The sequence below is a fragment of the Aminobacter aminovorans genome, from assembly GCF_900445235.1.
Classification (GTDB): domain Bacteria; phylum Pseudomonadota; class Alphaproteobacteria; order Rhizobiales; family Rhizobiaceae; genus Aminobacter; species Aminobacter aminovorans.
Genome location: NZ_UFSM01000001.1, coordinates 4,744,890 through 4,757,518, shown reverse-complemented (window position 1 = coordinate 4,757,518; position 12,629 = coordinate 4,744,890). Strand labels below are relative to the sequence as shown.

The window sequence follows — 12,629 nt, the reverse complement described above, 5'->3', positions numbered from 1 at the left end:
AGGGCGTCTATTTCCCGAGGTTCGAACCAAGGGAAATACTGTGCTGCCATCAGCAGAAAACGCGTTGAAAATCGCCAGCGAAATCGTGGAGCAGCGATTTTCGGGGGCAGCTTGCGCCTTTGTGGCGGGCTCGATCATGCGCGGTCAAGGCACTACGTCGTCGGATATCGATCTGGTCGTGGTCTTCGACCACATCGATGCCGCATGGAGGGAGTCATTCGTTCAGGAGAGCGTCCCTGTCGAAGCCTTTGCTCATGATCCTTCGACGTTGGCCTGGTTTATGGATGAAGATGCGCGCCACGGCCACCCCGTTCTGGCTCATATGGTAGCCGAGGGGCGGCCGGTCGGAGATAGCGATGCGCTGGCACAGCATCTCAAACAGGACGCGACCGAACGCATGCGGAAAGGGCCCGGCCCGCTGGCCGACGCGCGAAGCAAGGAGCTTCGTTACATCATCACGGATCTCGTCGATGACTTGCGCGGCGATCGCACAGCCCCTGAAATCCTGGCGATTGCGGCCAGCCTCTATCAGCCGCTCGCCGATCTCGCATTGCTGGGACGAGGCGTTTGATCAGGCAAGGGCAAGTGGGTTCCACGCTTGCTGCAGCAGCACGACAGGGAGCTTGCAGTCGCGTTCGACGAGGCTTTCCACGCCGCATCCAACGGACAAGGCAGCACCCTTCTGGCCCTTGCCGAAAGTGAATTGTCGCGGAATGGCGGGGCCTTCTTTGCCGGCGACCGCAGACAAGCGCCTGCTTCCGCAAGGCACGCCAAGGATAACGACATCCCCGCATAGCCAAAAACGCCGCGCATCCCAAGGATACGCGGCGTTTGGCATTTCAATTTCTTCGGGCGAAAAGCTAGTCCGGGCTGAAGCCGGGCGACGTCGGTGCGCCGTCGTCATATTTCGACAGCCACTCGACGGTGGTCTGGCGATAACGGGTCAGGCCCTTGTATTCGGCGAGCTCGACCGGCAGGTCGCGCAGCACCCGGTGGAAGCGGCGTGCCCATTTCGGCACCGTCACCAGTTCATCCATCTTGAGCAGGTAGCAGCGGATCGGGAACACCAGCGCATTGGAGCGCGGCAGTCGCCAGAAGCTCTGCAGCTCGACGCGCAGATGGACCTTCTGGCCGACATTCTCCGGCGTCACCGACAGGCGGTCGCTGCCCCATTTATGGAAGTTTTCCGGGCTGGTATCGAGCCGCGGATTGATAGTCATCGTCCAGTTCAGCCGACGTGCCGGCTTGCCCTGCTGGATGTTGGTCAGGAACTTCAGCGCGCGGGTGAAGACGCCCATCTCATGCGCCAGCGGCACCGGTGCGTGCCACTCGAAGAAGTTCATGCCGATGTCAAAATCGAGCGACCAGTCCGCCTGCGTGGTGATCATGCCGGCGTCCATCCACAGGTTGTTGTCCCGCTGGTCGAGGATGGCGAAATCGCCCTGGCTCTGACGGGTGATGTACTCCATCGGCCCGTAGGGCAAGGTGGAGACGTCACCGAAGGTGAAGGTGTCATCGATGCCGAGCGGCCGGTTGATCCAGCGCCAGCGGTCGCCATCGCGGGTCAACGTGAAGTGCTCGGGATAGCTCGCCGCCTTCTCGGTCATCAGGAGTTCGAGCAGGTCCCAGCCGGCTAGCGTCATATGCGGCAGGGACTGGCAGCGCAGCGGATCCTCCGCCAGCACCATGGCGCGGTCCTGCATCTCCGAAACATAGTGCTCGTCGACGTCTATCAGATGTTCGAAAACGCTGTTCTTCGGCCCGGGCACGTGCGGCTCGATGTTGACCGAGTACATGTAGGCGTCTTCGTGATAGGGGAAGGGAAACCGCCTGATGTTCTCAGGACTGTTCCTGAAGGTAAAATCGTCGCGGAATGTTTCTTTCCTGAAATTAATTCCCATCAATTCCTCCCTCTTCCAGAGCGTAAGGCGCTCCGGGATGTTCTACCGTTCCAGGACCAGCGAGCGGCCCTCGAAGCGCGAAACGCATGGCATGATCTTCTTGCCCGAGCAGTGCTCCTCGTCGCTCAGCCAATGGTCGTTGTGCTTGAACGTGCCGTCATAGGAAATGACGTTGGTTTCGCACTGGCCGCAGACGCCGCCGCGGCAGAGATAGGGCGGATCGACGCCTGCAGCCTCGATCGCCTCGAGCAGGCTCTGTTGCTCGCCGACCCGGATTTCCAGGCCGCTGACTGCCAGCTTGACGTCAAACGGCGTGCCCGGCTGCGGCGCTGCGAAATGTTCGTAGTGCACCGAGTCTTCCGGCCAGCCATGAGCGACAGCGGTGTCGCGCACCCATTTGATCATGCCGGCTGGGCCGCAGACATAGATATGCGTGCCCAGCGGCTGCGTAGCGAGCAGGCGGTCGAGCGGAATGCGCTCGTTGTGCTCGTCGTAATAGAGGTTGACCCTGTTGCCGTAGCGTTCGCGCAGCACCTCGGTGTAGCTGCCGAGAGCCTCGGAGCGGCAGGTGTAGTGCAGCTCGAAATTGCCGCCCGCCGAGGCGAGTTGGGCTGTCTGTGCAAGGAACGGCGTAATGCCGATGCCGCCGGCGATCATCAGGTGCTTCCTGGCGCGCAGGTCCAGCGAAAACAGGTTCACCGGGTAGCTGATGACCATTTCGCTGCCGCGCTTGACGCGGTTGTGCATGAACAGCGAGCCGCCGCGGCCGACGTCGTCGCGGCGCACCGAAATCGTGTAGTCGCGTGTGGCGAGCGGCGAGCTCATCAGCGAATAGGGGTTGAGCCTGGTGATGTCGCCGTCGCGCATTTCGACGACGACATGGGCGCCGCCTGAAAAGGTCGGCAGGTTGCCGCCGTCGGTGCGCTCGAAGTGGAAACGCTTGACCAGTTCATTGACCGCGACCACCTCGGTCACGGTGACGTTCAGCTTGTTTGTTCCCGCGCTCACCGGAAAATCTCCTCTGTCTGAGGGATCTCGGTCGGATCCTCGGCATTGATGCAGACGCCCTGGAAGGCGGCATGGCGCTTGGAATAGTGGTCACGCACCAGAAGCAGCAGGCCGCAATGCGAGCAGGTGACCGGCTGGGTGGTGACGTTCTCGGTGATGCCCTTGCAATGCACGCACTGTACGCGGCGCGCCCACGAGCCGCGGTGCTCGGTCTGGATCGAGGCAGGTTCAATGCCGGCTTCGATTGCCGCCTGCATCATCTGGCCGATAAGGCCTTCGGTCCCGGCGAGATACATGCGCAGGCCCATATGGGCGTTGGCAAGTGTCCAATTGAGCCGCGGCAATGCCGCCGCTACCGTCGGGCCTTCATAATACTGGGCCGGCTTCAACGCCTTCAGCGATGCCTGAAAGCTGTCTCCGGTCCGGCCCGGTATGAACATGATATGTGCATTGGCGAAGAAGTCCTCTGGAGCCTTCTTCGCCAGGTCCAGGATCGCGGACGCCCCTTCGGCGTCCGCAATCAGAAGGTGGCTCTTGCCGGCCTGCGGTGACAATGTTCCGTAGACCGGGCGACTGAGGATCGTCTTCACCGGTGCACTGTCCAAGGTCTCAGCCCTTTGCCGTCCGCTTCAGCTTCTTCGGGTCGTCGAACGGCAGCGACTGCGCCGTTGCCTTGACCGTACCGCTGGCGTTGCGGATTTCCAGCGGCGTTCCGACGATGGCGCAGTCGACGTCAAGGCGAGCGATGCCCATCGACTTCTTGACCAGCGGTGAATACATCGCGCAGGTCACGACACCGACCTTCTTGCCGTCGCGATAAATCTCGGCGCCTTCGTCAGCTGGCTTGTCGCTGTCGAGCAGTACGCCGAAGATCTTGAAGCGTTCCTTGCCCTTGAGGCGATAGTGCTCTTCGGCACCGCGGAAGCCGGTCTTGCCGGGGCTGACGGTGAAGTCGAGACCAAGTTCCCACAACGTGTCGCCAGGGCCTTCGTTCGCGAACGGGTACTTCTGCGAGTTGTCATACGGGTAGAACAGAAGGTAGCTCTCGACGCGCAGCATGTCGAGCGTGGTGAAGCGCGTCGGGATGATGCCCATCGACTTGCCTTCCTCGACGATGGTGTCCCAGATCTTGCCGGCATCCTGGCCGCGGCAGAAGATTTCGTAGCCGCGTTCGCCGGTGTAGCCGGTGCGCGAGATCATGACAGGCAGGCCGAACAGCTGGGTCTGCATGTGGTGGAAGTAGTTGAGGTCGCGGATGCCGGGCACGTGCTTGGCAAGATAGTCGACGGCGAGCGGGCCCTGCAGCGACAGGTCGTGCAGATTGTCGTCGAAGCGTACCGAGACGTCGCGGCCGATCGAGGCGCGGGTCAGCTCCTCGTGGCCCGATCCCGAGCCGTGCACGACCATCCAGGAGTTGGTCGAGATGCGGTAGATGACGCAGTCGTCGGTGAACTTGCCGGCATCGTTCAGCATGCAGGCATAGACCGACTTTCCGGGATAGATCTTCTCGACGTCGCGGGTGGTGCAGAGGTCGATCAGGTGCGAGGCGTGCGCGCCTGTTATGTGCACTTTCTTGAGGCCAGAAACGTCCATCAGGCCGGCCTTGGTACGGATCGCCACATACTCCTCGTCGGCGTCCTTGTCATAGCTCCAGGCCGTGCCCATGCCGCTCCAGTCTTCCAGTTTGGAACCCAGTGCGCGGTGGCGGTCGGCCAACGTCGAAAAACGCCATGAAGCTGTCATTTCAGGTACTCCTCCATATAGTTCCCCGCCCGCGGTCTTGCCTTGAGGCGGTCATTTGTTGGGGACATTTGAACCCAAATTTGCCTCTAGGGCAATATCCAAGTGCAAGAATTTTTACTGCTAGGCAACATTTTGCCTTTCACGGGAGTGTCGGGCATGGACGAGCCGCGCCGGCAGGGCATGGCCCGGAAGCAGGCAAAAAAAAGCCTGGCACATGAGGTGCCAGGCCTTGAAAGGGCGCTCCGGGCCTGGGGGACAGGAGGGGTGGATTGGAGCGCCTTGGGAGAGAGGTTTCGCCTCAGAACAGTCCTTCGATCTGGCCGTGTTCGTTGAGGAAGATCTTCTCGGATGACGGTGCCTTGGGCAGTCCGGGCATTGTCATGATCTCACCGCAGATGGCGACGATGAAGCCGGCACCTGCTGCCAGGCGCACTTCACGCACCGGCACGACGTGGTCGACAGGTGCGCCCCTGAGGTTGGGGTCGGTCGAGAACGAGTACTGCGTCTTGGCCATGCACACCGGCAGATGACCGTAGCCCGCCTGTTCCCAGGCATGCAGCTGGTCGCGCACCGACTTGTCGGCGATCGCCTCCGAGCCGCGGTAGATGCGCTTGACGATGGTGTCGATCTTGTCGAACAGCTTCATGTCGTCGGGGTAGAGCGGCGAGAACTGCGAGGCGCCGCTTTCGGCGAGCTGCACCACCTTGTGGGCGAGTTCCTCGATGCCGGCCGAACCCTTGGCCCAGTGCTTGCACAGGATCGCTTCGGCACCCATCGAGGCGACATAGTCCTTCATCGCCGCGATCTCGGCGTCGGTGTCGGAGACGAAGTGGTTCATCGCCACCACGACCGGCACGCCGAACTGCTTGACGTTCTCGATGTGGCGGCCAAGGTTGGCGCAGCCCTTCTTCACCGCATCGACATTCTCCTTGCCGAGCTCTTCCTTCTTGACGCCGCCATTCATCTTCATGGCGCGCACGGTGGCGACGATGACGGCGGCTGCCGGCTTGAGGCCCGCCTTGCGGCACTTGATGTCGAAGAACTTCTCGGCACCGAGATCAGCGCCGAAACCGGCTTCGGTGACGACATAGTCGGCGAGCTTCAATGCGGTGGTGGTGGCGACCACCGAGTTGCAGCCATGGGCGATGTTGGCGAACGGGCCGCCATGGACGAAGGCCGGGTTGTTTTCCAGCGTCTGCACCAGGTTCGGCTGGACCGCGTCCTTGAGCAGCACGGCCATGGCGCCATCGGCCTTGAGGTCGCGGGCATAGACGGCCGTCTTGTCGCGGCGATAGGCAACGATGATGTCGCCCAGGCGCTTTTCGAGATCTTTCAGATCGGTGGCCAGGCACAGGATCGCCATGACTTCGGAAGCGACCGTGATGTCGAAGCCGGCTTCACGCGGAAAGCCGTTGGCGACGCCGCCGAGCGAGCAGTTGATCTGGCGCAGCGCCCGGTCGTTCATGTCCATCACCCGGCGCCAGACGACGCGGCGGGTGTCGATGCCGAGTTCGTTGCCCCAGTAGATGTGGTTGTCGATCAGCGCCGACAGAAGGTTGTGCGCGGTGGTGATGGCGTGGAAGTCGCCGGTGAAGTGGAGGTTCATGTCCTCCATCGGCACGACCTGGGCATAACCGCCACCGGCGGCACCGCCCTTGACGCCGAAGTTCGGCCCAAGCGACGCTTCACGGATACAGACGATGGCCTTCTTGCCGATGCGGTTGAGGCCGTCACCGAGGCCGACCGTGGTGGTGGTCTTGCCTTCGCCGGCCGGCGTCGGGTTGATCGCGGTGACCAGGATCAGCTTGCCGTCCTTGTTCTTGCGCGCATTGGCAATGAACTCGGCCGAGATCTTCGCCTTGTCGTGGCCATAAGGCAGCAAATGCTCGGTCGGAATGCCGATCTTGGCGCCGACCTCCTGGATCTGCTTCTTCTTCGCCGCGCGGGCGATCTCGATGTCGGTCTTGAATTCGGCCATGACTCTCTTCCCTTGAGTTTGGTTCGATTTCCGCGGAGCCTCGGGCTCCCAGATTAAAAACGTGGTGCTGACTGGCCTGCCGCACGGAAGGCCGAGACGACCGTATTGGCCATCAGAAGTGCAATCGTCATCGGCCCGACGCCGCCCGGCACGGGTGTGATTGCGCCTGCCTGCTCTGCGGCGCTGTCATAGTCGACGTCGCCGACGAGTTTCGACTTGCCGTTGGCGCCGCCCTCTAGGCGGTTGATACCGACGTCGATGACGGTGGCACCCGGCTTGACCCAGTCGCCCTTGATCATTTCAGGACGGCCGACGGCAGCGACGAGGATGTCGGCACTGCGGCACAGCGCCGGTAGATCCTTGGTCCGGCTGTGGGCGACGGTAACGGTGGCGTTGGCGTTGAGCAGAAGGTTGGCCATCGGCTTGCCGACGATGTTGGAGCGGCCGACGACGACGGCATTCAACCCCGACAGGTCACGGCCAAGCGCACGCTCGATCAGCAGCATCGAGCCGGCCGGCGTGCAGGGCACGAAGGCAGTGTCGAGTTCGCCGGTGCCGAGCTTGCCGACATTGGTGAAATGGAAGCCGTCGACGTCCTTGTCGGCCGAGATCGTCTGGATGATCTTGCCGGCGTCGATATGGTCGGGCAGGGGCAGCTGGACGAGGATACCGTGGATCTTGGGGTCGGCGTTGAGCTTCTGCACCAGGGCGACAAGATCGGCTTCCGACGTGTCGGACGGCAGCGCGTGCTCGACAGAGTGGAAGCCGCATTCCTTGGCCTTCTTGCCCTTGGAAGCGACATAGACCTGGCTTGCCGGGTCGTGGCCAACGATGACCACTGCGATGCCGGGAACGACACCGGTCTCGGCGATCAGCTTTTCGGCTGCAATCCGGACCTTCGTCACCACATCGGCGGCAACTGCCTTGCCATCGATTACCGTCGTCATGCTGTGTCATTCCTCCCAGGCGCGCGCGTGCGATCCTATGGCGCAAGCCATCGGTTCCAGCCCCGGATTACACCATCCGGACAGCTTTTTGCGCTGAATTTTCCCGTCTGAATCTGTAGCAGCAGACGGGGGTGAAAGTCAACCTTAATGCAAGAATCTTTCATGGAAAGAAATATTGGCCCAGTGCGTTTTTCTTCCAATTAAGCGCGAGGGCCGGTGAGGACAAAGGAAAAGGCCGGCTCGCGCCGGCCTCGACCATTCTTGGCAATCGTCGTGTCAGAGCACGAAGAACCAGTTGGCAAGAAGCACCACGGCGAGACCGGCGACCAGCGTCAGGTAGGGCAGGATGCCCGCCTTTTTCACGCGCAGGTCGCTCTGCTGCATGCCGAGATCCTCGAGCATGTGCTCGGGGAACTTGCCGCCGTCCTGGACATAGTGGCGATAGCAGAACACCGGGATGATCAGGGCCGCGGTGAACAGGCCCGCCCATAGAGCCATCGGGTTCCACACCTTGGCGCCGGCGCCCATGAAGATGGCGTTGACGTAGGCAAACAGGGCACCGACCGTGATCAGCCAGGTCGGCGCGCTCCACGGCCGCTTGATGTGGCCGTTGTCCATGCGGTGGATCCAACCGGAGTTCAGGTTGAGGAAGTTGAAGATGATGTAGCCACAGTTTGACACGGCGAGGATGAAGAAGAAGCTCGTCGCATCCGTCGAGGCGATGGCCAGGACAAAGAGGTTGGCGATGAGATCGGTCCACATGGCGCGGGTAGGCGCGCCGTGCTCGTTGACGTGGCTGAGGTAGCGCGGCAGCCAGCCGTCGACCGAACCCTGATAGAGCGTGCGCGACGATCCGGCCATGGCCGTCATGATGGCGAGCAGCAAAGCGAGGATCATCAGCATGACCAGCAGGTTCTTCACCAGACCGCCACCACCGACCATGCCGGCAAGCGCGTCGGCAACACCGGAGCCGTCGACGATAGGCGTCGCCAGCATGCCGTTGAGGCCCAGAACACCCTGGAAGGTAAAGGGCACGATCATGAACAGCAGCATGCAGAGCAGGCCGGAATAGAAGATGGCCTTGAAGGTGTCGGTGGCGGGGTTCTTGAATTCGCGGGTGTAGCAGACGGCCGTTTCGAAGCCATAGGTCGACCATGCGGCGATGAACATGCCGCCGAGAACCAGCGTCCAGCCGGCAACGTTCCATGCACCGGGTTCAGGCGCATAGGCGGCAGCCAGCGGCACGAAGGGCGAATAGTTGTCCCAGTTGATCTGGCCGGTGAGGATCGGCACCACCCCGACGATCAGCAACGGCACGATGACCAGCAGACCAACGACCTTCTGCACGGCGGCGGTGCCGAGAATGCCGCGATGCTGGATGGCGAAGGTCAGCAGCATCAGCACGGCGCCGATCCAGAAGGTGGCGTTCAGCGAGAAGCCGACCGGGCCGAGCGAGTGGCTGTAGAGCGTCCAGGTGCGGATGCTGGGGGTTGCAGCGGCGGTAACGGCTGCAACGGCGTCTGCGGCAGTGGTGCCGACATTTGCCGCCATATACTGCAGCACCTCGGGCGAGGCTTCGGTGAAGCCGGGGATCGGTGCCAGCGCGTTGAGGATGTAGGCGGCGGCAATCGAACAGCCGAGCGACAGCACCGGCGACCAGGCGAACCAGTTGCACCACACCGACAGTGGCGCGACGAACTTGGAATAGCGCAGCCATGCGGTCGCGCCATAGACGGAGGCGCCGCCCGACTTGTTCGGGAACAGGCCGGCGATCTCTGCGTAGGTGAAGGACTGAATGAACCCCATCAGCATGGAGCAGATCCAGATCGCAAAAGCGATGTTGCCGGCCGTGCCGGCAATGCCGCCGATCGAGAACAGAACAAGAGGCGGCACACCGCTGGCGACCCAGAAGGCGCCTCGCCAATCGATTGTCCTGTGAAGCTGACCGGCGGAATCCGCCGGACTGATATCCGTAACAGCGCTCATTGGTTCAATTCCCCATTGATTAGAATGCTCGTCGTCCAGGCCCGGCTTTTCCGGTTTTCATGGTACGGCGGCAGTTTCCGCTTAGGCTTCTTTTTTTCCTCAAAGTGAAGTTTGTCCGAATTCGAAGCGCCGTCAAGCTATTTTGTCGCAGCATTGGACCAATCTTCACCACTGGTACCCTCGGTTGGAAAATTGGGCACACGAAGATGTCTCTCTGGACAGCGGCGACCTACCCGAATGGGTGGGAAGGCAAGCCTTTCTGCCGTTTGCCGGCTTTTCGCTCAGTTCGGCAGCAAAAATGCCGCATCCACTGGAATGAAAAAATCATTCATGATATGAATTGAGATGTAAGGGTCGATCCCCGGGCACGACCGGGGAGGAGCGATCCAGCGCAGGAGACGTCGGCAAGAGGTGCGTGCACGAACATAGGCGGGAGGAACATGAACGCCGAGTGGAAGGGTCAGCGCCAGGGCATCGGGATAGAGGTGGTGCCGGTGGCGAAGGAAAACAGGTTCAGGGTTCTGATCGCCGAGCGCAATCCGCTCGTCATCGCAGCCCTTGGCGACATGCTTTCGCGCGACAGCCGCTTCGAACTGGCCGAAAGCGTACAGACCGGCAAGGCTTTTATCGAGGCGGCCTCGGCGGCAGAATCCCAGTTCGACATCGCGGTGCTGGGCTGGCGACTGCAGGATATGGATTCCGGCGAGGTGCTGGCCGAGATGCAGCGGCGCGGCCTTCATGCCCGCGTGGTGATCTTCTCCAACGACCACGACATCTCGATCCTCAAGCAGTGCGTGCGCCTTGGTGTGCAAGGCTTCTGCTATCAGTTCGACGATCCGGCGATCCTGTTCGATACGCTCGTCGCCGTCGCCCACGGCCGGATCTGCATCCCCTACATGGATGTGTCCAAGATCAACGACACGCCGCTGTCACGGCTGACTGCGCGCGAGCGCGAGCTGCTGTCGGTGCTGGCCGATGGCTGGACCAACCTGCAGATCGCCGCGCGCACCGGGATCTCGGAGAATACGGTCAAGTACCATCTCAAGAATCTCTACGACAAGCTCGACGTTCGCAACCGGGCGATGGCGGTGGCGCTCTACGCCAGCGAGAAGAACCGCGGGCCGCATCTGAGTTCGCAGTAAACGTCGGCTCCGGATGAGTTGCGCCTAAGGGCCAGCTCATCTGCGTTCGCGTCATCCCCGGACGCGCCGCCTTGGCGCCCGGCTACGCCTCTCCGAAAAATTTCAGAGCTGTCTCTTCCCACTTGGGAGGGCGTGAAAACGCCCGTCGCTTGGGGGCCCAGGTCGCCGAAATGGGCTCCCTCGCCGCCCTGAAAGCGGGCGGCAGGCCGAGCACGACTTGTCGAAGATGCATGGGAGAAGGCGAGGGGATCGGTGCCGGCGACCTACCCGCAACAGCTCTCACTTTGAGGCGCGAAACAGGCAGCCCGGTATGCTCCCGCGCAACCCCTTTTCGTCGCGCGGGCAGTGGTCAAGGCATGCAAAAGGGATGCCGCCCCGGCTGGGGCGGCGTTTCATGTCAGGAAAGCCGGACGGTCCGCTAGGACCGCATTCTTACTCAGCCGCTTCGGCGGTGCGCAGGTAGGATTCCAGCGAGTCGTCGAGGGCATCCTTCCACGGCGTATGATGGGCGGGTGCCATGGTGCCGGTGATGACCGATTTGTAGGAGTGGTTGCGGAACTCCATGATGCCCTTCTTCTTGTGTTCCTTCCATTCGAAGAAGGCTTCGTTGGCGCCGTCCACGTCGAAGCTCGGATAGTCGGTCTCGGCGATCAGTTCCTTGACGTATTCGCCCTGGTACTCGATCGCGTCATGCGAGTCCTGGCCGGCATCCTCGCGGGTAACCCGATCCTGAACGTCGGCGAGCATCGCCTGCTTGCTGTCGGGCAGCTTGATGCGGTCGAGGATGACGTCGCGCGTCCACCAGGCCTGGGCGTCAAACATGTTGAAGGTGAACCACTGGTCCTGCATGCCGAGATAGAACATCGCGGGATTGTGGACGTAAGCCACGCCCTTGTAGAGGTCGGCGGTCGCGAGCCGGTTGGCGGTCCTGAGACGCAGGTCGTCGGGCAGGAACGGGAAGTGGTGCTTGTAGCCGGTGCACAGGATGATCGCGTCGATTTTCTTGGTCGAGCCATCCTTGAAGGTCGCGGTGTTGATCTCGACCTTTTCCAGCAGTGGACGCTCTTCCCAGTTGTCAGGCCATTTGAAGCCCATCGGCGCCGTGCGGTAGCAGTTGGTGATCGACTTGGCGCCGTACTTCCAGCACTGCGAGCCGATGTCCTCGGCGGAATAGCTGGTGCCGACGATCAGGATGTCCTTGCCTGCGAATTCGCGGGCGTCGCGGAAATCGTGGGCGTGCAGGATGCGGCCGTTGAAGCGGTCGAAGCCCGGGAATTCAGGCACGTTCGGGGTCGAGAAGTGGCCCGAGGCGACGATGACATTGTCGAATTCCTCGGAGTAGCAGTGATCCTTGGGCAGGTCCTGGACGGTGACGGTGAACTTCTTGGTCTCTTCGTTCCAGGTGACCATGCGGACCGCGGTCTCGAAGCGGATCCACTTGCGGACGCCGGCCTTTTTCACGCGGCCTTCGATGTAGTCGAACAGCACCGCGCGCGGCGGGTAGGAAGCGATCTGCTTGCCGAAATGCTCCTCGAAGGAATAGTCGGCAAACTCCAGGCCCTCCTTGGGGCCGTTGGACCAGAGATAGCGGTACATCGAACCATGTACCGGCTCGCCATACTGGTCGAGGCCGGTGCGCCAGGTGTAGTTCCAGAGACCGCCCCAGTTGGCCTGCTTTTCGAAGCAGACAATTTCCGGGATGTCCGCGCCCTTCGCCGCGGCCGACTGGAATGCCCTCAACTGCGCCAGACCCGAAGGTCCGGCACCGATTACGGCGACACGCTTGGCTGTCATGGTTTCCTCCTTTTGGTATAGACCAAATTTCGTTATTGGTTCCTCTGGTTCAGTTATGTTGCCTGCCATTATACCAATTTGTCAACGACGTGTTTCCTGTGAGGAAGGAAAATTTCGCCCTGTTAGGATG

Annotated in this window: 11 protein-coding genes; 2 read left to right on the top strand and 9 right to left on the bottom strand. The window is 61.6% G+C overall.

Features of this window, described 5'->3' with window-relative positions:
• Positions 1 to 40: 40 nt before the first annotated feature.
• Positions 41 to 571: a nucleotidyltransferase domain-containing protein gene (locus DY201_RS23435; RefSeq protein WP_245432080.1), complete on the top strand. Its 531-nt coding sequence runs from the start codon at positions 41 to 43 to the stop codon at positions 569 to 571.
• Here DY201_RS23435 and DY201_RS29600 read toward each other — a convergent pair whose 3' ends face one another.
• The 8 genes from DY201_RS29600 to DY201_RS23400 all read right to left on the bottom strand — a co-directional run bounded on the left by DY201_RS29600 (position 572) and on the right by DY201_RS23400 (position 9,563).
• Positions 572 to 748 carry a hypothetical protein gene (locus DY201_RS29600; protein ID WP_245432079.1) on the bottom strand — a complete coding sequence of 59 codons (177 nt, stop codon included), beginning with the start codon at positions 746 to 748 and terminating at the stop codon, positions 572 to 574.
• A gap of 112 nt (positions 749 to 860) precedes the next feature.
• Complete coding sequence (locus tag DY201_RS23430; RefSeq protein WP_115733298.1) at positions 861 to 1,901, bottom strand: heme-dependent oxidative N-demethylase family protein; 1,041 nt, start codon at positions 1,899 to 1,901, stop codon at positions 861 to 863.
• Between the two features lie 42 nt (positions 1,902 to 1,943).
• Positions 1,944 to 2,909 carry a PDR/VanB family oxidoreductase gene (locus tag DY201_RS23425; RefSeq protein WP_115733297.1) on the bottom strand — a complete coding sequence of 322 codons (966 nt, stop codon included), beginning with the start codon at positions 2,907 to 2,909 and terminating at the stop codon, positions 1,944 to 1,946.
• Positions 2,906 to 3,499, bottom strand: coding sequence for a dimethylamine monooxygenase subunit DmmA family protein (locus DY201_RS23420; RefSeq protein WP_165916135.1), 594 nt, complete (start codon positions 3,497 to 3,499; stop codon positions 2,906 to 2,908). Before DY201_RS23420 ends, DY201_RS23425 begins: the two co-directional genes overlap by 4 nt.
• 19 nt (positions 3,500 to 3,518) lie before the next feature.
• Positions 3,519 to 4,652, bottom strand: coding sequence for an aminomethyl transferase family protein (locus DY201_RS23415; RefSeq protein WP_115733295.1), 1,134 nt, complete (start codon positions 4,650 to 4,652; stop codon positions 3,519 to 3,521).
• Positions 4,653 to 4,950: 298 nt separating this feature from the next.
• Positions 4,951 to 6,630 carry a formate--tetrahydrofolate ligase gene (locus DY201_RS23410; RefSeq protein WP_115733294.1) on the bottom strand — a complete coding sequence of 560 codons (1,680 nt, stop codon included), beginning with the start codon at positions 6,628 to 6,630 and terminating at the stop codon, positions 4,951 to 4,953.
• Positions 6,631 to 6,683: 53 nt separating this feature from the next.
• Complete coding sequence (gene folD, locus DY201_RS23405) at positions 6,684 to 7,577, bottom strand: bifunctional methylenetetrahydrofolate dehydrogenase/methenyltetrahydrofolate cyclohydrolase FolD (RefSeq protein WP_115733293.1); 894 nt, start codon at positions 7,575 to 7,577, stop codon at positions 6,684 to 6,686.
• A 276-nt stretch (positions 7,578 to 7,853) separates the two neighbouring features.
• Entirely contained in the window at positions 7,854 to 9,563 is a 1,710-nt protein-coding gene (locus tag DY201_RS23400) for a trimethylamine N-oxide permease (protein ID WP_115733292.1), read from the bottom strand.
• A gap of 440 nt (positions 9,564 to 10,003) precedes the next feature.
• Here DY201_RS23400 and DY201_RS23395 point away from each other — a divergent pair, with 440 nt between their 5' ends.
• Positions 10,004 to 10,705: a response regulator transcription factor gene (locus DY201_RS23395; RefSeq protein ID WP_115733291.1), complete on the top strand. Its 702-nt coding sequence runs from the start codon at positions 10,004 to 10,006 to the stop codon at positions 10,703 to 10,705.
• Positions 10,706 to 11,137: 432 nt separating this feature from the next.
• On the opposite strand, the gene DY201_RS23390 is transcribed toward DY201_RS23395, so the two are convergent.
• Positions 11,138 to 12,499: an NAD(P)-binding domain-containing protein gene (locus DY201_RS23390; RefSeq protein WP_115733290.1), complete on the bottom strand. Its 1,362-nt coding sequence runs from the start codon at positions 12,497 to 12,499 to the stop codon at positions 11,138 to 11,140.
• Positions 12,500 to 12,629 lie beyond the last annotated feature (130 nt).

Coding starts and splice junctions, on each gene's coding strand:
- DY201_RS23430 (WP_115733298.1), bottom strand. CDS start 1,901: ATGGGAATTAATTTCAGGAAAGAAACATTCCGCGACGATTTTACCTTC.
- DY201_RS23415 (WP_115733295.1), bottom strand. CDS start 4,652: ATGACAGCTTCATGGCGTTTTTCGACGTTGGCCGACCGCCACCGCGCA.
- DY201_RS23410 (WP_115733294.1), bottom strand. CDS start 6,630: ATGGCCGAATTCAAGACCGACATCGAGATCGCCCGCGCGGCGAAGAAG.
- folD (WP_115733293.1), bottom strand. CDS start 7,577: ATGACGACGGTAATCGATGGCAAGGCAGTTGCCGCCGATGTGGTGACG.
- DY201_RS23400 (WP_115733292.1), bottom strand. CDS start 9,563: ATGAGCGCTGTTACGGATATCAGTCCGGCGGATTCCGCCGGTCAGCTT.
- DY201_RS23395 (WP_115733291.1), top strand. CDS start 10,004: ATGAACGCCGAGTGGAAGGGTCAGCGCCAGGGCATCGGGATAGAGGTG.
- DY201_RS23390 (WP_115733290.1), bottom strand. CDS start 12,499: ATGACAGCCAAGCGTGTCGCCGTAATCGGTGCCGGACCTTCGGGTCTG.